Genomic DNA, 23,831 nt, shown 5'->3' with positions numbered 1-23,831 from the left:
CCGCTGGCCCGGTGCGCCCCGTGCGCGGTGCGCCGCGACCACCCGATCTTGGACAACTGCAACAGAAGGCTGACGCATGGCAACCACGAACGACCTCAAGAACGGCATGGTTCTCAACCTGGAGGGCCAGCTCTGGCAGGTGGTGGAGTTCCAGCACGTGAAGCCGGGCAAGGGCCCCGCGTTCGTCCGCACCAAGCTCAAGCACGTCGAGACCGGCAAGAACGTCGACAAGACCTTCAACGCCGGCACGAAGGTGGAGACGGCGACGGTCGACCGCCGCTCGTTCCAGTACCTCTACAACGACGGCAACAACTTCGTCTTCATGGACGTCCAGGACTACGACCAGGTCGAGGTCGACCCGGCGATCGTGGGCAGCGCCGCGGGCTTCCTGCTGGAGAACCAGGAGGTCATCCTGGCCACGAACGAGGGCCGCGTGCTGTTCATCGAGATGCCCGCGTCCGTCGAGCTCGTCGTCTCCTACACCGAGCCCGGTGTCGTCGGCGACTCGGCCACCGGCCGCACCAAGCCGGCCACCCTCGAGACCGGCGCCGAGATCCAGGTCCCGCTGTTCATCGAGCAGGGCGAGAAGATCAAGGTCGACACCCGCGACGGTGGCTCGTACCTGTCGCGCGTGAAGGGCTGATCGCGCGCGTGGGAGCCCGGACCAAGGCCCGCAAGCGGGCGCTCGACGTCCTCTACGCCGCGGACCTGCGCGGCGAGACGGGCGCCGAGGCGCTCGAGCGGGTCACCGCCGAGGGCGAGCCCCTGGCGAACCCGTACACCGCCGTCCTCGTGCGCGGGGTCAGCGAGCACCGCGAGCGCATCGACGCCGTGCTGGAGGAGTTCTCCACCGACTGGAGCCTGGCCCGGATGCCCGCGGTCGACCGCAACGTCCTGCGCATCGGCGTGTGGGAGATGCTGTGGGCCGACGACGTGCCGGACACGGTCGCGGTCACCGAGGCGATGAGCCTCGTCCGCGAGCTGTCCACCGACGAGTCGCCGGCGTTCGTGAACGGCGTGCTCGGCGCGATCCAGCGCAAGGCCGCCGCGGGTCAGCTGGCGCATCTGCGGGACCCCGCGGCCGGCTGAGGTCGGTGAAAGTGATGCGGTTTGGGACCAAACCGCGTCATTTCCGGGGTCTGACCTGCGGTTTGTGACCAACGGAGGGGTGCGGGGCGGCGGCCGTCGTGGTGGCCGGGCCGGGCGATGTGCCACGCTGGCGCCATGTCGGAGGCTGAAGAGGTCGATGTCGTCGTCGTCGGGTTGGGTCCGGGGGGCGAGCACCTCGCGGCGTCGCTCGCGCGGGCCGGGCTGTCCGTGGTCGGGGTCGACCGCCGCCTGGTGGGCGGCGAGTGTCCCTACTTCGGGTGCATCCCGTCCAAGATGATGATCCGCGCCGCGGACGCGCTGGCCGAGGCCCGGCGGGTGCCCGTCCTCGGCGGGGACGTCGACGTCCGGCCGGACTGGACGACGGTGGCGGACCGGATCCGCGACGAGGCGACCGACGACTGGGACGACCGGGTCGCCGTCGAGCGGCTGGAGAAGGCCGGCGCGCGCTTCGTCCGCGGCGAGGCGCGGCTCGACGGGCCCCGCCGGGTCGTGGTCGCCACGGCCGACGGGGACGTCGCGCTCAGCGCGCGACGCGGGGTCGTCCTGAACACCGGCACCGAGCCCGCCGTGCCGCCGATCGACGGGCTGGCCGGGACGCCGTACTGGACCAACCGCGACGCGGTCCGGCTCCGCGAGCTCCCGTCCAGCCTGGTCGTGCTGGGGGGCGGTGCCATCGGCTGCGAGCTCGCCCAGGCGTTCTCGCGGTACGGCGTCGAGGTGAGCGTCGTCGAGGCGGGGGAGCGCATCCTCGGCCCCGAGGAGCCCGAGGCCAGCGCGGTGGTCGCCGCCGCGCTGGAGGCCGAGGGCATCGCCGTGCGCACGGGGGTGGGCGTGCGTGAGGTCGCCCACGACGGCGCGTTCCGGGTCGGGCTGGCGGACGGGACCTCGCTCGCGGCCCAGGCGCTCCTGGTCGCGGCCGGCCGGCGGACGAACCTGGCCGACGTCGGCCTCGACACCGTGGGGCTGGACGCCGGCGTCCGCGCGCTGGACGTGGACGAGCGGATGAGGGTGCGGGGCGCGGAGGGCCTGTGGGCCGTCGGCGACATCACCGGCAAGGGCGCCTTCACCCACATGTCGATGTACCAGGCGAACGTCGCGCTGCGCGACCTCACCGGCGAGGACGGCCCGTGGGCCGACTACCGCGCGGTCTCGCGGGCCACCTTCACCGACCCCGAGGTCGGCTCGGTCGGCCTGACCGAGAAGCAGGCACGCGACGCCGGTCTGCACGTCGGGGTCGGCGTGACCAAGCTCCAGGAGTCCAGCCGCGGCTGGCTGCACAAGGCCGGCAACGAGGGCGTCATCAAGGTGGTCGCCGACCTCGACCGGGGCGTCCTGGTGGGTGCCACGGCGGTCGGGCCGTCGGGCGGGGAGATCGTCGGCATGCTCGTCACCGCGATCCACGCCGAGGTCCCGCTGTCCACCCTGCGCGGGATGCACTTCGCCTATCCCACCTTCCACCGGGCGATCGAGACGGCGCTCTCGGACGTCTCCTGACGGGGACGGCGACGGGCTCAGTCCCGCGGGTCGGCGACGGCCGACACCTCGCCGGTGAGGCCGTCGACCAGCTGGGTGCCGACGGGCGCCGAGCGCAGCACCCGCAGGGCGACGGCGCGACGGTCGAACGAGTCGAGCTCGACGTCGCGACCGGGCGGCACCAGGAGCCAGCGCCTGGCCGGCCGAGGGCCACGGGCGGGGCGCGCAGGCTCGGGCTCACGGTCGACCGGGGCGACGTACCCGCCGTGCAGGGCCTCGGCCAGCCGCGCGGCGAGCACCGGGCCGATGCCGGGGTGGCCGCGCAGTCCCTCGGGCGCGGCGGCGGCGACCGCGGCGAGGCTGCCGTACGAGGCGAGCAGGCTGCGGGCCATGGTGGTGCTGATCCCCGGGACGACGGACAGCATCGCCTCCGCCTGCGCGGACGGGTGCCGGGGGGACCGGCGCGGCCCGAAGGTGGGGCTGGTCGGCCCGGCTCGGCGGGCGCGCTTGGCGAGCCGGACGACCCAGGCGGCGCTGTCCTCGGCGTCGAGGCTGTGCAGCACGGTGAAGCCGTCCTCGACCAGGCGGCAGACGGCGCCGCGCCAGGCGTCCTCGGCGATCCCGCGCGGCTCGCCCTCCACCAGCAGCACCGCCTGCGGGAACGCGGCCTGGAGGCGCACCGCCTGGTCGAAGATGCGGCCGTCCCGGATCGACGCCCCGAGATCGCTCGGGCCCTTGCGCTCGACGGCCAGGCCGGCGCCGAGCACGTAGTCGCCCACCGGCAGGTCCGCCAGGACCACGTCGAGGCCGGCCGCCCTCAGGGCGGCGGGGATCGTGCTTCCCCGCTCGCGGTGGTCCACCAGCACCGGTCCCGTCTCGAGCACGTCCTGACGCTACCCAGGTTCTCGTCGATGACCGGATCGGTCCGCCTCCGCGGGGTAACGGGGGAGTACGGCAGCGCGGGCCACCAGGGCCCGCCGCGCGAGACTGAAGGAGGTCCCTCAGATGGGTCTCGACGACAAGATCAGCAACGCCGCCGAGGAGAAGACCGGCAAGGCCAAGGAGGCCCTCGGCAAGGCGACCGACAACGAGGACATGGAGGCCGAGGGCAAGGGCGACCAGCTCAAGGGCAACCTCAAGCAGGCCGGCGAGAAGGTGAAGGACGCCTTCAAGTGACCGTCTGACGACCAGCGCGCGCGAAGGGGCTCCGGCGACACGGGGCCCCTTCGCCGTGTCGCGGCCCCGGTTCGTCGCCGCGCTCTCCGAGCCGGTAGGGTGGGCCCCGTTCAGACATCCTTTAAGGAGCCGTCCCGTGAGGCGGAGAAGGAGGTCAGGCGCACTGATGCCTACCCACGTACAGGGCACGATCCCCGCTGAGGGCCAGGGCCGCGTCGTTCTCGACGCCGGCGACATCAGCCGGGCCCTCATCCGCATCTCCCACGAGATCCTCGAGCGCAACAAGGGCGCCGAGGATCTCCTGCTGCTCGGGCTGCACACCCGGGGGGTCCCCCTCGCGCGACGGCTGGCGGGCCACATCGCCGACGTGGAGGGTACGACGGTCGCGACCGGTGAGCTCGACGTCACGATGTACCGCGACGACCTGCGCTCGAACCCGACCCGTGCCCCGCACCGGACCCAGGTGCCGGCCGGCGGCATCGACGGCAAGACGGTGGTCCTGGTCGACGACGTGCTCTACTCCGGGCGCACCATCCGCGCCGCGCTCGACGCGCTCTCCGACCTCGGCCGTCCCGCGGTGGTCCGGCTGGCCGTGCTCGTGGACCGCGGCCACCGGGAGCTGCCCATCCGCGCCGACCACGTGGGCAAGAACCTGCCGACCGCCCGCAGCGAGCGCGTCAGCCTGCGGCTGGTCGAGACCGACGGCGAGGACGAGGTGCGCATCGCATGAACCGCCACCTGCTCAGCATCGACGACCTGGACGCGGGCGACATCCACCAGATCTTCACGACGGCCGCCGAGATGCACGACGTGCAGCGGCGCCAGGTCAAGAAGCTCCCCGCGCTGCGCGGCCGCACCGTCATCAACCTCTTCTTCGAGGACTCCACCCGCACCCGCTCGAGCTTCGAGATCGCCGGCAAGTGGCTCTCGGCCGACGTGATCAACCTGTCCGCCAAGGGCAGCAGCGCCAGCAAGGGCGAGTCCCTGCGCGACACGGTGCTCACCGTGACGGCGATGGGCGTGGACGGCCTGGTCGTGCGGCACATGGCGAGCGGCGCGGCCGAGCAGATCAGCCACTGGGTCGACGTGCCGGTGATCAACGCCGGCGACGGCACCCACGAGCACCCCACCCAGGCGCTGCTGGACGGCTACACGCTGACCCGCCGCCTGGGCTCGCTCGAGGGCCGGCACGTGGCGATCGTCGGGGACCTCACCCACAGCCGGGTCTTCCGCAGCAACGTCAAGTGCCTGACCCAGCTCGGCGCGACAGTCACCGCGGTGGCGCCGCCCACCCTGATGCCCGCGGGCGTCGGCGACTGGTCCAAGGCGGCCGGCTTCGCCACGTCGTACGACCTCGACGCCGTGCTCCCCGAGGCGGACGCGGTGATGATGCTGCGCGTCCAGCGCGAGCGGATGAGCGGGGGCTTCTTCCCGACGGCGCGCGAGTACACCGTGGGCTACGGACTGACCCGCGACCGGCTCGCCGTGCTGCGGCCCGGCACGCCGATCCTCCACCCGGGTCCGATGAACCGCGGCCTGGAGATCTCCGCGGACGCGGCCGACGCGCTGGACTCGGTCGTGCTCGACCAGGTGTCCGCCGGCGTCGCCGTCCGCATGTCCGTGCTCTACCACCTGCTCGCCGGCGAGGAGTCCCCTGCATGAGCATCCTGATCAAGGGCGCCACCCTGCCCGACGGTACGACGAGCGACGTCCTGGTCCAGGACGGCACGGTCGCCGAGCTCGGTGCGCTCGCCGCGAAGGCGGACCAGACGATCGACGCCGACGGGCTGCGCCTGCTGCCGGGCCTGGTCGACCTGCACACCCACCTGCGCGAGCCCGGCCGGGAGGACGCCGAGACCGTGCTCACCGGGTCCCGGGCCGCGGCGGTCGGCGGCTACACCGCGGTGCTCGCGATGGCCAACACCAACCCCGTCACCGACACCGCCGAGGCGGCCGAGCGGGTCTACGACCTGGGCCGCGCCGCGGGTCTCGTCGACGTGCAGCCCGTCGGCGCGGTCACCAAGGGCCTAGCGGGCGAGGAGCTCGCCGAGCTCGGCCTGATGGCCCGCAGCCGCGCGCGCGTCCGGGTCTTCTCCGACGACGGCAGGTGCGTCCACGACGCGCGGGTCATGCGCCGCGCCCTCGAGTACGTGAAGGCGTTCGGCGGCGTGGTCAGCCAGCACAGCCAGGACCCCGCCCTCGCGGGGCCGACGGCCTGCTGCCACGAGGGCGAGCTCTCCGGCCGCCTCGGCCTGCCGGGCTGGCCCGGCGTCGCCGAGGAGGTCATCGTCGCCCGCGACGTGATGCTCGCCCGTCACACGGGCAGCCGCGTGCACGTCGCCCACGTGTCGACGGCCGGCAGCGTCGAGGTCGTCCGCTGGGCCAAGGCGCAGGGGATCGACGTGACCGCGGAGGTCACCCCCCACCACCTGCTGCTCACCACCGACCTGCTCGCCGGCTACGACCCGACGTACAAGGTCAACCCGCCCCTGCGCCCCGACGAGGACGTGCAGGCGCTGCGGGAGGCGCTCGCCGACGGGACGATCGACGCCGTCGCCACCGACCACGCCCCCCACGCCCGGCACGACAAGGAGCACGCCTTCGTCGACGCCGCCTTCGGCATGCTCGGCCTCGAGACCGCGCTGGCCGTGGTCACGACCGTGATGGTCGACAGCGGGCTCCTGGACTGGGCGGGCGTCGCCCGCGTCATGAGCACGCGCCCCGCCCAGATCGCGGGGCTCGCCGGCCACGGGCGCCCGATCGCCGTCGGCGAGCCTGCGAACCTGACCCTCGTCGACCCCGCCGCGCAGGTCGTCGTCGACCGCGACGCCAGCGTCTCGCTGAGCCGCAACAACCCCTGGCACGACCGCAAGCTGACCGGTCGCGTCGTCGCCACGCTGCTGCGCGGCACGCCGACCGTCCTGGAAGGAGAACTGGCATGAGCGGTTTCGAGGCTCGCTTCGCTCGCACCTCAACCACCGGGGCGCTGCTCGTCCTCGAGGACGGCCGCACGTTCCACGGTGAGGCCTACGGAGCCGAGGGCGAGACCTTCGGCGAGGCGGTGTTCAACACCGGCATGACCGGCTACCAGGAGACCCTCACCGACCCGTCGTACCACCGCCAGGTCGTGGTCATGACGGCTCCGCACATCGGCAACACCGGCGTCAACGACGAGGACCCCGAGTCGAAGCGGATCTGGGTCGCGGGGTACGTCGTCCGCGAGCCCGCGCGGGTCCCGAGCAGCTGGCGTTCGCGCCGCTCCCTGGACGAGGAGCTCAGGGCCCAGGGCGTGGTCGGCATCTCCGGCATCGACACCCGCGCACTGACCCGCCACCTGCGCGAGCGCGGTGCCATGCGGGTCGGCATCTCCACCGTCGAGACCGACCCCGAGCGCCTGCTCGCGAAGGTCAAGGCCTCGGCCGAGATGACCGGCGCCAACCTGTCCGAGGCCGTCTCCACCAGCGAGGCCTATGTCGTGCCGGCCCAGGGGGAGAGGCGGTTCACCGTGGCCGCCCTCGACCTCGGCATCAAGGACATGACCCCCTACCGGATGGCCGAGCGGGGGATCGAGGTGCACGTGCTGCCCGCCACCGCGTCCATCGAGGACGTGCTGGCGGCGGGAGACGACGGGCCGGACGGCCTGTTCTTCTCCAACGGTCCCGGCGACCCCGCCGCCACGACCGGCCAGGTCGAGCTGCTGCGCGAGGCGCTGGGCCGCGACCTGCCCTACTTCGGCATCTGCTTCGGCAACCAGCTGTTCGGCCGTGCCCTCGGCTTCGGCACCTACAAGCTGAAGTACGGCCACCGCGGCATCAACCAGCCGGTGATGGACCTGACCACCCGCAAGGTCGAGGTCACCGCGCACAACCACGGCTTCGCCGTCGACGCCCCCGTCGAGACGCCCACCGAGACGCCCTTCGGCGTCGCGAGCGTCAGCCACGTCTGCCTCAACGACGACGTCGTCGAGGGCCTCGAGCTCCGCGACGACGAGGGCCGGCTGAAGTCCTTCTCGGTCCAGTACCACCCGGAGGCCGCCGCGGGCCCGCACGACGCGGCGTACCTGTTCGACCGCTTCGTCACCCTGCTCGAGGAGACCGCCTGATGCCCAAGCGCGACGACATCAAGTCGGTCCTGGTGATCGGCTCCGGCCCGATCGTGATCGGCCAGGCCTGCGAGTTCGACTACTCCGGCACCCAGGCGTGCCGGGTGCTGAAGGAGGAGGGCCTGCGCGTCATCCTGATCAACTCGAACCCGGCGACGATCATGACCGACCCCGAGTTCGCGGACGCCACCTACGTCGAGCCGATCACACCCGAGTTCGTCGAGAAGGTCATCGCCAAGGAGCGCCCCGACGCGATCCTGCCGACCCTCGGCGGCCAGACCGCCCTCAACGCGGCCATCGCCGCCCACGAGAGCGGCGTGCTGGAGAAGTACGACGTCGAGATGATCGGCGCGAGCTTCGAGGCGATCCACCGCGGTGAGAACCGCGAGCTGTTCAACGCGATCGTCGAGAAGGTCGGCGGCGAGGTCGCCCGCTCGTTCGTGTGCCACTCGATGGACGAGGTCGAGAGCGCCGTGGGCGAGCTCGGCTACCCGGTCGTGGTCCGACCGTCGTTCACGATGGGCGGCCTCGGCTCCGGCATCGCCTACGACGAGGCCGACCTGCGCCGCATCGCCGGCGCCGGCCTGTCCGCCAGCCCCACCACCGAGGTCCTCATCGAGGAGTCGATCATCGGCTGGAAGGAGTACGAGCTGGAGGTGATGCGCGACAAGGCCGACAACGTCGTCATCATCTGCTCGATCGAGAACTTCGACCCGATGGGCGTGCACACCGGCGACTCGATCACCGTCGCCCCCGCGATGACGCTGACCGACCGCGAGTACCAGCACCTGCGGGACCTGGCCATCGGCATCATCCGCGAGGTCGGCGTCGACACCGGCGGCTGCAACATCCAGTACGCCGTCAACCCCGCCGACGGCCGCGTGATCGTGATCGAGATGAACCCCCGGGTGTCCCGGTCCTCGGCGCTCGCGTCGAAGGCGACCGGCTTCCCGATCGCGAAGATCGCCGCCAAGGTGGCGGTCGGCTACACCCTCGACGAGATCCCCAACGACATCACGCAGGAGACGCCGGCCTCCTTCGAGCCCTCGCTGGACTACGTCGTGGTGAAGGTGCCGCGGTTCGCGTTCGAGAAGTTCCCGACCGCCGACCCGACACTGACCACCCACATGAAGTCCGTCGGCGAGGCGATGGCCATCGGGCGCAGCTTCTCCGAGGCGCTCAACAAGGCGCTGCGCTCGCTGGAGAACAAGAACGCCCCCTTCGACTGGGCCGCGCCCGTCGGAGACAAGGCCGCGCTGCTGGAGCAGGTCGCGGTGCCGCACGACGGCCGGCTGCAGAAGGTGATGCAGGCGATCCGGGCCGGCGCCACTCCCGAGGAGGTGCACGACGCCACGAGGATCGACCCGTGGTTCGTGGACCAGCTGTTCTTGATCCACGAGGTCGCCGAGCAGGTCGCCGCCACCGACCTCCTCGACGCCGGCGCGCTGCGCCGCGCCAAGCGGCACGGCTTCTCCGACGCGCAGATCGCAGCGATCCGGGGTCTGCAGGAGTCCGAGGTCCGCATCGCACGGCAGACCGCGGGGGTGCGGCCGGTGTACAAGACCGTCGACACCTGCGCGGCCGAGTTCGCCGCGCGGACGCCGTACTACTACTCGTCCTACGACGAGGAGACCGAGGTGGAGCCGCGGGCGGAGGGCAAGGAGGCCGTGATCATCCTCGGCTCCGGCCCGAACCGGATCGGCCAGGGCATCGAGTTCGACTACTCGTGCGTCCACGCCTCGCTCGCGCTCGCCGAGGCGGGCTACGAGACGATCATGGTCAACTGCAACCCCGAGACCGTCTCGACCGACTACGACACCTCCGACCGGCTCTACTTCGAGCCGCTCACCCTGGAGGACGTGCTCGAGATCTACGAGGCCGAGCGCGCCGCCGGCCCCATCGCCGGCGTCATCGCCACCCTGGGCGGACAGACGCCGCTGGGCCTCGCCCAGGGCCTGCAGGACGCCGGCGTGCCGATCGTGGGCACGACGCCGGAGGCGATCGACCTCGCCGAGGAGCGGGGTGCCTTCGGGCGGGTGCTCGCCGACGCCGGCCTGGTCGCGCCCAAGCACGGCACCGCCGTCTCGTACGACGACGCGCAGGCGATCGCGCACTCGATCGGCTACCCGGTGCTGGTGCGCCCGTCGTACGTGCTGGGCGGGCGAGGGATGCAGATCGTCTACAGCGACGACGCCCTGAAGGCCTACATCGAGGCGGCCACCGAGATCAGCCCGGACCGCCCGGTCCTGGTGGACCGGTTCATCGACGACGCGGTCGAGATCGACGTCGACGCGCTCTACGACGGCACCGAGCTCTTCCTCGGCGGCGTGATGGAGCACATCGAGGAGGCCGGCATCCACTCCGGCGACTCCTCGTGCGCGCTGCCGCCGATCACCCTCGGCGCCGCGGAGATCGCGCGCATCCGCGCAGCCACCGAGGCCATCGCGAAGGGGGTCGGAGTCCGGGGGTTGATCAACATCCAGTTCGCGCTGGGCTCCGACGTGCTCTACGTCCTGGAGGCCAACCCGCGCGCGTCCCGGACCGTCCCGTTCGTCTCCAAGGCGACCGGCACGCAGCTGGCCAAGGCGGCCGCGCGGCTGATGCTGGGCGAGTCGATCGCCCGGCTGCGCGCGGCCGGCGTGCTGCCCACGGAGGGCGACGGCGGCAGCCTGCCCACCGACGCGCCCATCGCGGTCAAGGAGGCGGTCCTGCCGTTCAACCGGTTCCGCACCAAGGACGGCCAGTTCGTCGACACGGTGCTCGGCCCGGAGATGAAGTCGACCGGCGAGGTGATGGGCTTCGACGCGGACTTCGGCACGGCGTTCAGCAAGTCCCAGGCCGCGGCGTACGGGCCCCTGCCCACCTCGGGCAAGGTGTTCATCTCCATCGCCAACCGGGACAAGCGGACTATGGTCTTCCCCGCGCGCGTGCTCGCCGACTACGGCTTCGAGATCCTCGCGACCCAGGGAACGGCCGAGGTGCTGCGGCGCAACGGGATCCAGGCGACCATCGTGCGCAAGCACTTCGAGGGTCCGGGCCCCGACGGGGAGCCGACGGTCGTCCAGATGATCCTCGACGGCGAGATCGACCTGATCGTCAACACCCCCCACGGCAACACCGTCGCCGAGGGCGGTGGCGGCGACGCCCGCATCGACGGCTACGAGATCCGCTCGTCGGCCGTGCTGACCGGTACGCCGTGCATCACCACCGTCCAGGGCCTCGCGGCCGCGGTCCAGGGGATCGCGGCGGTGCGCGCGGGCTCGATCGACGTGCGATCGCTGCAGGAATGGCACCGGTGAGCCTCTACGGCAGGCTGTTCGACCACGTCCTGGTGAGGATGGACGCCGAGCGGGCGCACCATCTCACCTACGACGCGCTGCGGGCCGGTGGGCCCGTGCTCACCCGGGCCCCGATCCCGGGCGGCCCGCCGGTCCGGGCGATGGGCCTGACCTTCCCGAACCGGCTCGGCCTGGCGCCGGGGTTCGACAAGAACGCCCAGGTCTACGACCGGATGGGTGCGTTCGGGTTCGGGCATGTCGAGATCGGCACCGTCACCGCGCTGGCCCAGCCCGGCAACCCCCGGCCGCGGCTGTTCCGCCTGCCCCAGGACCGGGCGATCGTGAACCGGATGGGCTTCAACAACGACGGCGCCACGGCGGTCGCCGCACGGCTGGCCCGGCGCAGGCGCACGGCCGGCGGTCTCGTCCTCGGCGTCAACATCGGCAAGTCCAAGGTCGTCCCGGACGACGACCAGGCGGCAGTCGAGGCCGACTACGAGACGTCGACCCGGCTGCTCGCGCCGCACGCGGACTACCTGGTGGTCAACGTCAGCTCGCCGAACACCCCGGGCCTGCGCAACCTGCAGGCCGTCGAGAAGCTCGCTCCGCTGTTGGCCCGCGTGCGCCGTACCGCCGACGAGGTCACCGCCGGCCCGCTGCCGCTGCTGGTCAAGATCGCGCCCGACCTCTCCGACGAGGACGTCCTCGCCGTGGCCGACATGGCGCTCGACCTCGGCCTCGCCGGCATCATCGCCACCAACACCACGATCTCGCGCGAGGGCCTGCGGACCCCTGCGGCGGAGGTCGAGGCGGTCGGCGCGGGCGGGCTGTCGGGCGCCCCCCTGACCCGGCGCTCGACCGAGGTGCTGCGGCTCCTGCGTGGCCGGGTGGGCCCCGAGCTGACCCTGGTCGGCGTCGGAGGCATCGGCACCCCCGAGCAGGCGCGCGAGCGGCTCGCCGCCGGCGCGGACCTCGTGCAGGCCTACAGCGCCCTGATCTACGGTGGCCCGATGTGGCCCCGGCGGATCCTCGCGGGCCTGTGAGAGAGGACGGCCGATGAGCTTCGGGGACTACCAGATCGAGCTCTACCTCGGTGCGCTCGGCGGCGTGCTTCCCGCCCACCCCTTCGACTACGCGGACCTGGAGGCCCGCGCCCTCGCCGCGCTGCCCCCGGAGCTGCGGACCTATGTCGCCGGGGGAGCGGGGGACGAGGCCACCCAGCGCGCCAACGTCGCCGCCTTCCAGCGCTATGCGCTCATCCCGCGGATGCTGCGCGCCCGCACCGAGCGCGACCTGTCCGTCGAGCTCTTCGGCCGCACCCTCGCCAGTCCGCTCCTGCTCGCCCCGGTGGGCGTCGTCGGCCTGTGCACCCCCGACCAGCACGGTGACGTCCACGCGGCCGAGGTCGCGGCCGCGACCGGGGTCCCGTTGATCGGCTCCACGCTGATGAGCGACCCGCTCGAGGACGTCGCCGCGGCGGCGGGCGACGCCGGCACGTGGTTCCAGCTCTACACGCCGAAGAGCCGCGAGCTGGCGGCCAGCCTGGTGCGGCGCGCGGAGCGAGCCGGGTACGAGGCGATCGTGGTCACCCTCGACACCTGGGTGCCCGGCTGGCGTCCCCGCGACCTCGCGAGCGGCAACTTCCCGCAGCTGCGCGGGAAGTCGCTCGCCAACTACACGTCCGACCCGGTGTTCCAGGAGATGACGGGGCCCGATCCCGACCCCGGCACCGTGGTGATGACCTGGGTCGGCACGTTCGGGCACCCGCTGACCTGGGAGGACCTGCCCTGGCTGCGCTCGTTGACCGACCTGCCGATCGTGCTCAAGGGCATCTGCCACCCCGATGACGCGCGGCGCGCCCTGGACGAGGGCGCCGACGGCATCTACTGCTCCAACCACGGCGGCCGGCAGGCCAACGGCGGGGGAGCGGCGCTCGACTGGCTTCCGGACATCGTGACGGCGGTGGACGGGCGCGCCCCGGTGGTCTTCGACTCCGGGGTCCGCACCGGCGCCGACGTCGTCAAGGCGCTCGCGCTGGGGGCGGACGCCGTCGCGATCGGACGGCCCTATGTGTACGCCCTCGCCCTCGGCGGCGTGCCCGGCGCCGTGCACCAGGTGCGCGCCCTGCAGGCCGAGGCCGATCTCGTCATGGCCGTCGACGGCTACCCGACCCGAGCCGACCTCGGCCCGGACGCACTGAGGAGGGTCCAGCCATGAGCTTCGGCTCCCGGTTGCACACGGCGATGGCCGAGCGCGGCCCGTTCTGCGTGGGGATCGACCCCCACGCCGGCCTGCTCCGGGCCTGGGGCTACGACGACGACCTCGACGGGCTCGAGCGGTTCGCGCTGGGCGCGGTCGAGGCCGTGGCGCCGTACTGCAGCGTCGTGAAGCCTCAGTCGGCGTTCTACGAGCGCTTCGGCAGCCGCGGCGTCGCCGTGCTGGAGCGGGTCATCGCCGCGTCGCGGGACGCGGGCGCGCTGGTCCTCCTCGACGTCAAGCGCGGCGACATCGGCTCGACCTCGCAGGCCTACGCCGACGCCTATCTCGACCCGGCCTCGCCGCTCGCCTGCGACGCGGTGACCGTCAGCCCGTATCTCGGCTTCGGCTCCCTGGCTCCGTTCGTCGACACCGCGCGTCGGCACGACGCGGGTCTGTTCGTCCTCGTCGCGACCTCCAACGAGGAGGGCCCCGAGGTGCAGGAGGCCGTCACCGACGGGCGCACCGTCTCCGCGACGATGCTCGACCACCTGCGCCGGCTGAACGACGACGCGAGCCCGCTCGGCTCCTTCGGCGCCGTCGTGGGCGCCACCCTCGCCGACGACCGCGGCCTGGACCTCGCGTTCAACGGCCCCATCCTCGCCCCCGGGTACGGCGAGCAGGGCGGCACCACCGACGACATCCGCCGCATCTTCGGGTCCGGCGTCGCCACGGTCCTGCCCACCTCCTCCCGGGGCGTGCTGCGCCTGGGACCGGACGCCGGCGCGCTCCGCGACGCCGTACGCCGGGCGAACGACGAGCTGCGCGGGCTGCGAGCCTGAGCGTGCGCCGTCGTCTGCTGCTCGCCGCGCTGGGCCTGGTCGCCGTCGCTGCCCTGGTCGCCGTCGTGATGGTGCGCACGGTCGGGGAGGACGACCCCTTCGCCGACTACTGCGCGGAGGTCGCCGACCACCGCGAGGACGTGGGCGCCGCGCTCTCGGCCGGCCCCACCACCGGCCTGCTGCGGGCACTCCCCAGCTTCGAGGACCTCGCCGCGAAGTCGCCCGAGGACATCGAGGCCGACTGGACGCTCGTGGTCGAGCGGGTCACCGCGCTGAGGGATGCGTTGGACGACGCCGGCGTCGACCCGGCGTCGTACCGCGTGGAGAGCCCGCCGACCGGCCTGGCCGAGGAGGACCGCGCGGCCATCGAGTCCGCCGCGGTCCGGCTGGGCTCGCCGGACACGGCGACCGCGTTGGCGCGAGTCGAGCAGCAGGCGCGGGACGTCTGCAAGACGCCGCTGAGCATGTGACCGCCCCGCATTGCCCGTGCCTGCGGGCAATGGCTAGATTGGCTGGCGCGGTTCCGCCGCCTGCTGACCCTTGACCGAAGGACTTCTCACCCGTGGCTCTGCCTCCCCTCACCCCCGAACAGCGCCAGGCTGCCCTCGAGAAGGCAGCGGCCGCCCGCCGGGAGCGGGCCGAGGTCAAGAACCGGCTCAAGAACTCCGGCGCGTCCATCAGCGAGGTGCTGCAGCAGGGCCAGGTCAACGAGGTCATCGGGAAGATGAAGGTGCTCGACCTCCTCCAGTCGGTGCCCGGCCTCGGCAAGGTGCGCGCCCGCCAGGTCATGGAGCGGCTCGGGATCGCCGAGTCGCGCCGGGTCCGCGGGCTCGGCGCCAAGCAGGTGGCCGCGCTCGAGCGCGAGTTCGCGCCCGAGGCATGAGCACCCGGTGACGGCGAAGCTGTTCGTCCTCGCCGGCCCCACCGCGGTCGGCAAGGGCACGGTCGCTGCCGCGATGCGCGAGCAGCACCCGGAGATCTACCTGTCCGTCTCGGCCACGACCCGTCCGCCGCGCCCCGGCGAGGTCGACGGCGTGCACTACCACTTCGTGTCCGCGGAGGAGTTCGACCGCCTCGTCGCCGACGGCCAGATGCTGGAGTGGGCCGTCGTGCACGGCGTCCACCGCTACGGCACCCCGCGCGGACCTGTCGACGCCGCGCTGGCGGCCGACCGCCCGGCGCTCCTCGAGATCGACCTGCAGGGCGCCCGGCAGGTCCGCGAGACCATGCCCGAGGCGGTCTTCGTGTTCCTGAAGCCCCCGTCGTGGGAGGAGCTGGTCCGGCGGCTCGTCGGCCGGGGCACCGAGGACGAGGAGGAGCGGGAGCGCCGGCTCGCGACCGCGCGCCAGGAGCTGGCGGCCGAGGCGGAGTTCGACGTGACGATCGTCAACCGCGAAGTTCACGCTGCCGTCGAGGAGTTGGTAGCCTTGATGGTTGGTCCCCGCTGATCGTCCGATCGGCCTGCCGTCTCTGCCCGCCCATCTTCTGTGAGGCCTCTTCACGTGTCTGCCCCGAACATCGCCGCCGAGGGTGTCACCAACCCTCCCATCGACGACCTGCTGACCAAGACGGACAGCAAGTACAAGCTCGTCCTCTACAGCGCCAAGCGCGCGCGGCAGATCAACGCCTACTACTCCCAGCTCGGCGAGGGCCTGCTCGAGTACGTCGGCCCGCTGGTGGAGACCCACGTCCAGGAGAAGCCGCTCTCGATCGCCCTGCGCGAGATCAACGAGGACCTGCTGACCTGCGAAGACATCGACCCGGCCGAGCTGGCTGCCGAGCAGGCCGCCGCGGCTGCGGCCGCCGAGACGCCGGCCGCCGACGCCGAGTGATCTGACGCCCCGGATGTCCCGGCCTCGGGTCGTGCTCGGCGTCTCGGGCGGCATCGCCGCCTACAAGTCGTGCGAGCTGCTGCGCCGGCTCACCGAGTCGGGCCACGACGTGACCGTCGTACCGACGGCGGCGGCGCTGGAGTTCGTCGGCGCGCCCACCTGGGCCGCGCTCTCGGGCAAGCCGGTCTCGGCCGAGGTCTGGGACGGCGTGCACGAGGTGCCGCACGTGCGCCTGGGCCAGAGCGCCGACCTCGTCGTCGTCGCCCCCGCGACGGCCGACCTGCTGGCCAAGGCCGCCCACGGGCTGGCGGACGACCTGCTCAGCAACACGCTGCTGACCGCGCGCTGCCCCGTCGTCCTCGCCCCCGCCATGCACACCGAGATGTGGGAGCACCCCGCCACGGCGGCGAACGTCGCCACCCTGCGCGCGCGGGGGGTGCTCGTGATCGAGCCCGCCGAGGGCCGGCTGACCGGGGCGGACACCGGCAAGGGCCGGCTGCCCGACCCGGAGGAGATCTTCGAGGTCGCGCGCGACGTGCTCGCCCGGTCGCAGGCCGGCGCCTCGGCCGCCGGCGTCCTGGACCTCGCCGGTCGGCACGTGGTCGTCTCGGCCGGCGGCACCCGCGAGCGCCTCGACCCGGTCCGCTTCCTCGGCAACCGATCGTCGGGTCGGCAGGGCTACGCCCTGGCCCGCGCCGCGGCCGCGCGCGGAGCGGAGGTCACCCTGATCGCCGCGAACGTCGACCTGCCGGACCCGGCGGGCGTCAAGGTCGTGCGGGTCGAGTCGACCGCCGAGCTGCGCGACGCCGTCCTGTCCGCGACCGCGGTCGCCGACGCCGTCGTGATGGCCGCCGCGCCCGCCGACTTCCGGCCCACCTCCGCCTCGGAGGTGAAGATCAAGAAGGCCGACGACGGCTCGGCACCGTCGATCACGCTGCAACAGAATCCCGACATCCTCAAGGAGATCTCGACCCACCGGTCCCGCCCGGAAGCCGTGATCGTCGGGTTCGCGGCGGAGACGGGCGACGCCACGGGCAGCGTCCTCGACCTCGCCCGCGCCAAGCTCGCGCGCAAGGGCTGCGACCTGCTCGTCGTCAACGACGTGAGCGGGGGAGCGGTCTTCGGGAGCACCGACAACGAGGCGGTGGTGCTGGGCGCGGACGGATCCGCCGTCGACGTACCGCACGGCTCGAAGTCGGCCCTGGCGCATCTCATCTGGGACCAGGTCGCCCTCCGCCTGGCCCCGCACCCGACCACCGGGTGACCGACTGGGTGACCGACTGGGTGATGAGACATGCGGGCATGACCCCTGCCCGCCGTATCGTTGGAACGGCACCGCAACCGCAACACGACACCAGACCGCGCCGGCGGGGTCCCGGCACCGGTCTTCTCGATGTTTACGAAGAAACAGGAGCTTCCACCACATGACCGGACGTCTGTTCACGTCGGAGTCGGTGACCGAGGGTCACCCGGACAAGATCGCCGACCAGATCAGCGACACCGTGCTCGACTACCTGCTCGAGCACGACCCCAAGAGCCGTGTCGCCGTCGAGACCCTGCTCACCACGGGCCTGGTCGTCGTTGCCGGTGAGGTGACCACGGAGGCCTACGCCCCGGTCGCCCAGCTGGTGCGCGAGAAGGTGCTCGAGATCGGCTACGACTCGTCCGACAAGGGCTTCGACGGCAACTCCTGCGGCGTGCAGGTGGCCATCGGCGCGCAGTCGGCCGACATCGCGCAGGGCGTCGACGACGCCTTCGAGGAGCGGGTCGACGGCTCGGGCGACGAGCTCGACCGCCAGGGCGCCGGCGACCAGGGCCTGATGTTCGGCTACGCCTGCGACGACACCCCGGAGCTCTTCCCGCTGCCGATCAAGATCGCGCAGACGCTGGCCGAGCGACTCACCGCGGTGCGCAAGGACGGCACGCTGCCGTACCTGCGTCCCGACGGCAAGACCCAGGTCACCATCGAGTACGACGAGGACGACCGCCCGGTGCGGATCGACACCGTGGTCCTGTCGACCCAGCACGCCGAGGACGTCGACCAGGAGACCCTGGCCAAGGACATCACGGTCAACGTGATCGAGCCGGTCCTCGAGCAGTTCCAGTCGTCGGTGCCCTCCGAGGGCTACCAGCTCTTCATCAACCCCACCGGGCGCTTCGTCGTCGGTGGGCCGATGGGCGACGCGGGCCTGACCGGCCGCAAGATCATCGTCGACACCTACGGCGGCATGGCCCGCCACGGCGGTGGCGCCTTCTCCGGCAAGGACCCGTCCAAGGTGGACCGCTCGGCCGCCTACGCGATGCGCTGGGTCGCCAAGAACATCGTCGCCGCGGGCCTGGCCCGCCGCGCCGAGGTCCAGGTGGCCTACGCGATCGGCGTCGCCAAGCCGGTCGGCGTCTTCGTGGAGACCTTCGGCACGGGCGTCGTCCCGGACGAGAAGATCCAGGAGGCCGTGCTCGAGGTCTTCGACCTGCGCCCGGCCGCCATCCTGCGCGATCTCGACCTGCGCCGTCCGATCTACGCCAAGACGGCCGCCTACGGCCACTTCGGCCGCGAGCTGCCCGAGTTCACCTGGGAGCGGACCGACCGCGCCGACGCGCTCAAGGCCGCCGCCGGCATCTGACCCACCCGCCTCAGCGCAGCACCCTCCCGACCGGTCCGGCCGCTCCCGCGGCTGGGCCGGTCGGTCATTGCGCACGAGGTGTGAGGTCTGGCGGCGCGAGGTGTGAGGCATGCGCGCGTGAGGTGTGAGGATTGCGCGCCCGGGCGCGCCCAAGCTGACACCTCGCACCGCCAAGGCTCACACCTCGCGCCACCAAACCTCACACTTCGCGCCACCAAACCTCACACCTCGCGGATGGGTCGGGGTGCGCTGGTAGAACAGCGGGCATGACCCCTACCCCCGACGAGCCGGCGCTCGAGCTGCCGGGCCTGGTCCGGGACCGGGTGGCGGAGGGGCGCGCCAAGGCGGCCGCGACGCGGGCGAGGAGGCTCGCGGATGCGGAGATCTCCGAGGTGGACCCGGTGGCCCGGGTGGTCCTGGACCTGCCGCTGGCCCATCTCGACCGCGCCTTCGACTACGCCGTGCCGGCGGCCATGGCGGCGGGCGCCGTGCCGGGAGCCCGGGTCAAGGTCCGCTTCGGCGGTCAGGACGTCGACGGCTTCGTCGTCGCGCGGACCGCGGCGTCCGAGCACGACGGCCGTCTCGCCCCGCTGCGGCGCCTGGTCAGCCCGGAGCCCGTCCTCAGCCCGGCCGTCGCCGCGCTGTGCGAGCGGGTCGCGGAGCGCTATGCCGGCGTCAGCGCCGACGTGCGCCGCCTGGCCGTCCCGCCCCGCCACGCGACCACCGAGCGGGGGAGCGCGAGCCCCGCCCCGCCGCTGGAGTACGACGACGCCGCCGCGCACCGCGCCTGGGCGCCCTATCCCGCGGCGGCACCCTTCCTGGGCCACCTGCGCGAGGGACATCCGCCGCGCGCCGTGTGGTCGGCCGGGCCCGGCGAGGACTGGCCGGCCCTGCTCGCCCATCTCGCCGCCGCGGCCCTCGCCTCGGGGCGCGGCAGCATCCTGTGCCTGCCCGACCACCGCGACGTCGCCCGCCTCGACGCCGCGCTCACGCGGCTTCTCGGCGAGGGCCACCACGTCACCCTGCACGCCGATCCCGGCCCGGCCGCCCGCTACCGCGACTTCCTCGCGGTGAGCCGGGGACAGCGCCGCATCGTCGTCGGCACCCGCTCCGCGGCGTTCGCGCCGGTGCACGACCTCGGGCTGGTCGTGGTGTGGGACGACGGCGACGACCTGCACGCGGAGCCGCGGGCGCCGTACCCGCACGTGCGGGAGGTGCTGCTGCTGCGCGCCGAGCACGAGCGCACGGCCGCGTTGGTCGGCGGCTTCGCCCGGACCGTCGAGGCGCAGCACCTTCTCCACGCGGGCTGGGCCCGCGAGATCGCGCTGCCGCGCGCCACGGTGCGCGACCGGGCGCTGATCGCGGTCAGCGGTGCCTCGGACACGGCGCTCGACCGTGACCCGGCCGCCGGCGGCGCCCGGGTGCCGCGCGAGGCGTACGACGCGCTGCGCTGGGGCCTCGAGCGAGGCCCGGTGCTCGTGCAGACGCCCCGCGCCGGCTACGTCCTGCGCCTGGCCTGCGAGCGCTGCCGCACGCCCGCGCGCTGCGCGGCCTGCTCCGGCCCGCTGGAGCTCACCGGCCCCACGACGCCCCCGCGCTGCCGGTGGTGCGCGACGGAGGCGGCCGGCTGGTCCTGTGCCGAGTGCGGAGGCACAGGCCTGCGCGCGCCGGTCGTCGGCGACGCACGGACGGCCGACGAGCTGGGCCGGGCCTTCCCCAAGGTTCCCGTGCTCTCGTCCTCCGGCGAGCACGTGCGTCCCGCGGTGGGTGCCGAGCCCAGGATCGTCGTGGCGACGCCGGGAGCCGAGCCGGTCGCCGCGACCGGGTACGCCGTCGTCGTGCTCCTCGACACCTGGTGGGTCCTGGGGCGCGACAGCATGCGTGCCCCCGAGGAGGCGCTGCGACGGTGGTGCAACGCCGTCGGCCTGCTGGGTCCGGGCGGCCGGGCGCTGGCGGTGGGGGACCCCGCGGTGCCTGCCCTCCAGGCGCTGGTGCGCTGGGACCCGGCCGGCTTCGCGGTCCGCGAGGCCGAGGACCGGCGGGAGGCCCGCCTGCCGCCCGCCGCGCGGCTGGCAACCGTCACCGGTCCGCCGGGGGCTCTCGACGACCTGCGGGCGCTGCTCTCCCTGCCCGGCTCCGCCGAGGTCCTCGGTCCGGTGCCGACGCGCGACCCCGACGTGGAGCGGATCGTGCTGCGTGTGCCCCGCGCCGAGGGGGTGGCCCTGGCCCGGGCGCTGGGCGAGGCGCAGCGGCTGCGCTCGGCCCGCAAGCTCGACCCGGTCCGGATCCAGGTGGACCCCTGGGAAATCTGAGTCCGCCGCGAGCGCCCACTAGGCTGATCCGGTGGCGATCCGACCCATCCGACTCTTCGGCGACCCCGTCCTCCGCAAGCCGGCGATCGAGGTCGTCCACTTCGACGCCGAGCTGCGCCAGCTGGTCACCGACCTGACCGACACGATGCTCGACGCGCCCGGGGCCGGCCTGGCGGCACCGCAGATCGGCGTCGGCCTGCGGGTGTTCACCTGGAACGTCGACGGCCAGGTCGGCCACCTGGTCAACCCCCGCCTCCGGCTCTCCGAGGAGACCCAGGACGGTCCCGAGGGCTGCCTGTCCCTTCCCGAGCTCACCTACGACTGCCTGCGCGCGCTCTCGGTGGTCGCCACGGGCTTCGACATGCACGGTGAGCCGGTGACGGTCGAGGGGTCCGACCTGCTCGCCCGCGCGATCCAGCACGAGACCGACCACCTCGACGGCATCTTGTTCATCGACCGTCTCGACGAGGCGGCCCGCAAGGCCGCGATGCGCGAGATCCGCGAGTCGGAGTGGTTCGGCCTCGAGAAGCCGACGATCAAGGTGTCGCCGCACGCGACGGGCGGCTTCGGCCGGTGACGCCGCTGCGCCTGGTGTTCGCGGGAACCCCCGAGGTCGCCGTCCCCGCACTCGACGCGGTCGCCGCCTCCGGTCACGAGCTGGTCGGCGTGGTCACCCGGCCCGACGCGCCCGCCGGGCGCGGGCGCCGGCTGACGCCGAGCCCCGTGGCGCAGCGCGCGGAGCAGCTCGGCGTACCGGTGCTCAAGCCGGCGCACCCCCGCGACCCCGAGTTCCAGGAGGCGCTGCGCGCCCTGGAGCCGGACTGCTGCCCGGTGGTCGCGTACGGCGCCCTCCTGCCGCGCAGCGCCCTGGACATCCCGCGCCACGGCTGGGTCAACCTGCACTTCTCGGTGCTGCCGGCCTGGCGCGGCGCGGCGCCGGTGCAGCACGCGATCTGGGGCGGCGACGAGTACACCGGGGCCACCACCTTCCGCATCGTCGAGGCGCTCGACGCCGGCCCGACCTTCGGCGTGATGACCGAGCGGATCCGGCCCACCGACACCGCGGGCGACCTGCTGGGCCGCCTGGCCGAGGGCGGCGCCAGCCTGCTGGTCGCGACCCTCGACGGCATCGCCGACGGTTCCCTGGAAGCCCGCGAGCAGCCGGCCGAGGGGGTCAGCCTCGCCCCGAAGATCACCGTCGAGGACGCCCGCGTCGACTGGACCGAGCCGGCCGTCGGCGTGGACCGCCGGATCCGGGCCTGCACCCCCGGCCCGGGCGCCTGGACCACCCTCGACGGCGAGCGGGTCAAGCTCGGGCGCGTCGAGATCGCCGCCGAGGGCCCGCAGCTGGCACCCGGGGCGATCGAGGCCGGCAAGTCCGAGGTCCTCGTCGGCACGGCCACCGCGCCGGTCCGGCTCACCGAGGTGAAGGCGTTCGGCAAGAGGCAGATGGGCGCGGCGGACTGGGCCCGCGGCGTCCGGCTGCCTGCGGGCGCGAGCTTCCGGTGAGCCGGCCGCGCCGCCCGCGGACCGACCCGGCGCGCGCGGCCGCCCTGGAGGTGCTGCGCGCGGTCCGTGTCGAGGACGGCTACACCAACCTCGTGCTGCCCGCCGTGCTCGCCGAGCGCGGCCTGACCGGGCGCGACGCCGCGTTCGTCACCGAGCTCGCGGCGGGAACGGTCCGTCGGCAGGGCACGTACGACGCCGTTCTGGCCGCGTGCATCGACCGGCCGTTGCGCAAGGTCGAGGCGAAGGTCCTGGACGCGTTGCGCCTCGGGGCGCACCAGCTGCTCGGCATGCGCGTGCCCGCCCATGCCGCGATCAGCACCACCGTCGACCTGGTCCGGGCGCGGGTCAGCCCCGGCGCTGCCGGCTTCGCGAACGCGGTCCTGCGCAGGGTGGCCGCGCGCGACCTCGGCGGCTGGCTCGCCGAGGTCGCCCCGCCCGCAAGCAGCGACCCCCACGGCCACCTCGCGATCGCCCACAGCCATCCGCGCTGGGTGGTCGAGGAGCTCGCCGCGGCCGTCGGCGAGGCCGAGATCGGGCCGCTCCTGGAGGCCGACAACGTCCCGCCGCGGGTCACTCTCGTCGCCCGCCCCGGACGGGTGACCCGCGACGAGCTCCCGGGTACGCCGACGCCATACTCGCCCTACGGCGTCGTGCTGGACGGCGGCGACCCGGCCGCGGTCCCGGCCGTCGCCGACGGGCGGGCCGGGGTGCAGGACGAGGGATCGCAGCTCGTCGCCCTGGCCCTCGCGTCTGCTCCCGTGGAGGGACGCGACGAGCGGTGGGTGGACCTGTGCGCCGGTCCCGGCGGCAAGGCGTCCCTGCTGGCCGCACTCGCGGCCGAGCGCGGCGCCGCGGTCACCGGAGTCGAGCTCCACCATCACCGCGCCCGCCTGGTCGCCCGCGCCGCCGCCGGTCGGGGGCTGGCCGGCGTCGTCCAGGCCGACGCCACCCGGGCGCCCTTCGTCGACTCCAGCGCCGACCGGATCCTGCTCGACGCCCCGTGCACCGGGCTGGGCGCGTTGCGGCGGCGGCCCGAGGCGCGCTGGCGTCGCACGCCCGCGGACCTCGACGAGCTCGTCGCCCTGCAGCGCCGGCTGCTGGCGGAGGCGGTGCGGGTGCTGCGTCCCGGGGGAGCGCTGCTCTACGCGACCTGCTCACCGGTGCGTGCCGAGACCGCGGAGGTCGTCGCCGCCACGCTGGCCGCGCACGACGGCGTGCGCCTCGACGACGTCCGGCCGCACCTGCCCGCCGTACCCGAGGCCGCGGGGCCGCTCGACGGCACCGTGCAGCTGTGGCCGCACCGGCACGGCACCGACGCGATGTTCCTCGCGCTGCTACGCCGGGAATGAGCGGAACTGGTTGACCGTTCAACCAGTC

General features: G+C 73.5%; 23 protein-coding genes. 22 read left to right on the top strand and 1 reads right to left on the bottom strand.

Annotated features, from left to right (window positions below):
- Positions 1 to 76 precede the first annotated feature (76 nt).
- The 3 genes from efp to ACJ5H2_RS11345 all read left to right on the top strand — a co-directional run bounded on the left by efp (position 77) and on the right by ACJ5H2_RS11345 (position 2,604).
- Entirely contained in the window at positions 77 to 643 is a 567-nt protein-coding gene (gene efp / locus ACJ5H2_RS11355) for an elongation factor P (protein ID WP_408895495.1), read from the top strand.
- An 8-nt stretch (positions 644 to 651) separates the two neighbouring features.
- Positions 652 to 1,089, top strand: coding sequence for a transcription antitermination factor NusB (gene nusB / locus ACJ5H2_RS11350; protein ID WP_408895494.1), 438 nt, complete (start codon positions 652 to 654; stop codon positions 1,087 to 1,089).
- Between the two features lie 135 nt (positions 1,090 to 1,224).
- Entirely contained in the window at positions 1,225 to 2,604 is a 1,380-nt protein-coding gene (locus ACJ5H2_RS11345) for a dihydrolipoyl dehydrogenase family protein (protein ID WP_408895493.1), read from the top strand.
- Between the two features lie 17 nt (positions 2,605 to 2,621).
- Here the strand turns inward: ACJ5H2_RS11345 and ACJ5H2_RS11340 are convergent, their stop codons facing one another.
- The gene (locus ACJ5H2_RS11340) at positions 2,622 to 3,467 is read right to left on the bottom strand and encodes an ERCC4 domain-containing protein (RefSeq protein WP_408895492.1); all 846 of its coding nucleotides are present in this window, start codon (positions 3,465 to 3,467) and stop codon (positions 2,622 to 2,624) included.
- A 121-nt stretch (positions 3,468 to 3,588) separates the two neighbouring features.
- Here ACJ5H2_RS11340 and ACJ5H2_RS11335 point away from each other — a divergent pair, with 121 nt between their 5' ends.
- From ACJ5H2_RS11335 to ACJ5H2_RS11245, 19 genes are all read left to right on the top strand, one after another.
- A complete protein-coding gene (locus ACJ5H2_RS11335) occupies positions 3,589 to 3,759 on the top strand; it encodes a CsbD family protein (protein WP_408895491.1) in 171 nt (56 codons plus the stop codon).
- A 166-nt stretch (positions 3,760 to 3,925) separates the two neighbouring features.
- Entirely contained in the window at positions 3,926 to 4,489 is a 564-nt protein-coding gene (pyrR, locus tag ACJ5H2_RS11330) for a bifunctional pyr operon transcriptional regulator/uracil phosphoribosyltransferase PyrR (RefSeq protein WP_408895490.1), read from the top strand.
- Positions 4,486 to 5,421 (top strand): aspartate carbamoyltransferase catalytic subunit, encoded by a 936-nt coding sequence (locus ACJ5H2_RS11325; protein WP_408895489.1) that lies wholly within the window; start codon positions 4,486 to 4,488, stop codon positions 5,419 to 5,421. Before pyrR ends, ACJ5H2_RS11325 begins: the two co-directional genes overlap by 4 nt.
- A complete protein-coding gene (locus tag ACJ5H2_RS11320) occupies positions 5,418 to 6,701 on the top strand; it encodes a dihydroorotase (RefSeq protein ID WP_408895488.1) in 1,284 nt (427 codons plus the stop codon). Before ACJ5H2_RS11325 ends, ACJ5H2_RS11320 begins: the two co-directional genes overlap by 4 nt.
- On the top strand, positions 6,698 to 7,861 hold the full coding sequence (gene carA, locus ACJ5H2_RS11315) for a glutamine-hydrolyzing carbamoyl-phosphate synthase small subunit (protein WP_408895487.1): 1,164 nt from the start codon (positions 6,698 to 6,700) through the stop codon (positions 7,859 to 7,861). Before ACJ5H2_RS11320 ends, carA begins: the two co-directional genes overlap by 4 nt.
- Positions 7,861 to 11,160: a carbamoyl-phosphate synthase large subunit gene (gene carB / locus ACJ5H2_RS11310; protein WP_408895486.1), complete on the top strand. Its 3,300-nt coding sequence runs from the start codon at positions 7,861 to 7,863 to the stop codon at positions 11,158 to 11,160. Before carA ends, carB begins: the two co-directional genes overlap by 1 nt.
- Positions 11,148 to 12,182, top strand: a complete 1,035-nt coding sequence (locus ACJ5H2_RS11305; RefSeq protein ID WP_408895485.1) for a quinone-dependent dihydroorotate dehydrogenase — start codon at positions 11,148 to 11,150, stop codon at positions 12,180 to 12,182. Before carB ends, ACJ5H2_RS11305 begins: the two co-directional genes overlap by 13 nt.
- A gap of 13 nt (positions 12,183 to 12,195) precedes the next feature.
- Complete coding sequence (locus tag ACJ5H2_RS11300; protein WP_408895483.1) at positions 12,196 to 13,356, top strand: alpha-hydroxy-acid oxidizing protein; 1,161 nt, start codon at positions 12,196 to 12,198, stop codon at positions 13,354 to 13,356.
- The gene (gene pyrF / locus ACJ5H2_RS11295) at positions 13,353 to 14,177 is read left to right on the top strand and encodes an orotidine-5'-phosphate decarboxylase (RefSeq protein WP_408895482.1); all 825 of its coding nucleotides are present in this window, start codon (positions 13,353 to 13,355) and stop codon (positions 14,175 to 14,177) included. The genes ACJ5H2_RS11300 and pyrF overlap by 4 nt, the downstream gene beginning before the upstream one ends.
- 2 nt (positions 14,178 to 14,179) lie before the next feature.
- Positions 14,180 to 14,647 carry a hypothetical protein gene (locus ACJ5H2_RS11290; protein WP_408895481.1) on the top strand — a complete coding sequence of 156 codons (468 nt, stop codon included), beginning with the start codon at positions 14,180 to 14,182 and terminating at the stop codon, positions 14,645 to 14,647.
- 92 nt (positions 14,648 to 14,739) lie between these two features.
- A complete protein-coding gene (mihF, locus tag ACJ5H2_RS11285; RefSeq protein ID WP_139623021.1) occupies positions 14,740 to 15,060 on the top strand; it encodes an integration host factor, actinobacterial type in 321 nt (106 codons plus the stop codon).
- 7 nt (positions 15,061 to 15,067) lie between these two features.
- Positions 15,068 to 15,625 (top strand): guanylate kinase, encoded by a 558-nt coding sequence (gene gmk, locus ACJ5H2_RS11280; RefSeq protein ID WP_408895480.1) that lies wholly within the window; start codon positions 15,068 to 15,070, stop codon positions 15,623 to 15,625.
- A gap of 54 nt (positions 15,626 to 15,679) precedes the next feature.
- Positions 15,680 to 16,009, top strand: coding sequence for a DNA-directed RNA polymerase subunit omega (rpoZ, locus tag ACJ5H2_RS11275; protein ID WP_408895479.1), 330 nt, complete (start codon positions 15,680 to 15,682; stop codon positions 16,007 to 16,009).
- A gap of 13 nt (positions 16,010 to 16,022) precedes the next feature.
- Positions 16,023 to 17,273, top strand: coding sequence for a bifunctional phosphopantothenoylcysteine decarboxylase/phosphopantothenate--cysteine ligase CoaBC (gene coaBC, locus ACJ5H2_RS11270; protein WP_408895478.1), 1,251 nt, complete (start codon positions 16,023 to 16,025; stop codon positions 17,271 to 17,273).
- Between the two features lie 160 nt (positions 17,274 to 17,433).
- Positions 17,434 to 18,633, top strand: coding sequence for a methionine adenosyltransferase (gene metK / locus ACJ5H2_RS11265; protein WP_408895476.1), 1,200 nt, complete (start codon positions 17,434 to 17,436; stop codon positions 18,631 to 18,633).
- Between the two features lie 266 nt (positions 18,634 to 18,899).
- The gene (locus ACJ5H2_RS11260) at positions 18,900 to 20,945 is read left to right on the top strand and encodes a primosomal protein N' (protein WP_408895474.1); all 2,046 of its coding nucleotides are present in this window, start codon (positions 18,900 to 18,902) and stop codon (positions 20,943 to 20,945) included.
- Between the two features lie 31 nt (positions 20,946 to 20,976).
- On the top strand, positions 20,977 to 21,522 hold the full coding sequence (def, locus tag ACJ5H2_RS11255) for a peptide deformylase (protein WP_408895473.1): 546 nt from the start codon (positions 20,977 to 20,979) through the stop codon (positions 21,520 to 21,522).
- A 5-nt stretch (positions 21,523 to 21,527) separates the two neighbouring features.
- Complete coding sequence (gene fmt, locus ACJ5H2_RS11250) at positions 21,528 to 22,454, top strand: methionyl-tRNA formyltransferase (protein ID WP_408899625.1); 927 nt, start codon at positions 21,528 to 21,530, stop codon at positions 22,452 to 22,454.
- Positions 22,451 to 23,803 carry an RsmB/NOP family class I SAM-dependent RNA methyltransferase gene (locus ACJ5H2_RS11245; protein ID WP_408895472.1) on the top strand — a complete coding sequence of 451 codons (1,353 nt, stop codon included), beginning with the start codon at positions 22,451 to 22,453 and terminating at the stop codon, positions 23,801 to 23,803. The genes fmt and ACJ5H2_RS11245 overlap by 4 nt, the downstream gene beginning before the upstream one ends.
- The last annotated feature ends 28 nt before the right edge of the window (positions 23,804 to 23,831 follow it).

This window comes from Nocardioides pymetrozini (assembly GCF_046058985.1).
GTDB lineage: Bacteria > Actinomycetota > Actinomycetes > Propionibacteriales > Nocardioidaceae > Nocardioides.
Note: the sequence above shows the minus strand (reverse complement) of the source record. Positions and strands in the feature narration are given on the sequence as shown.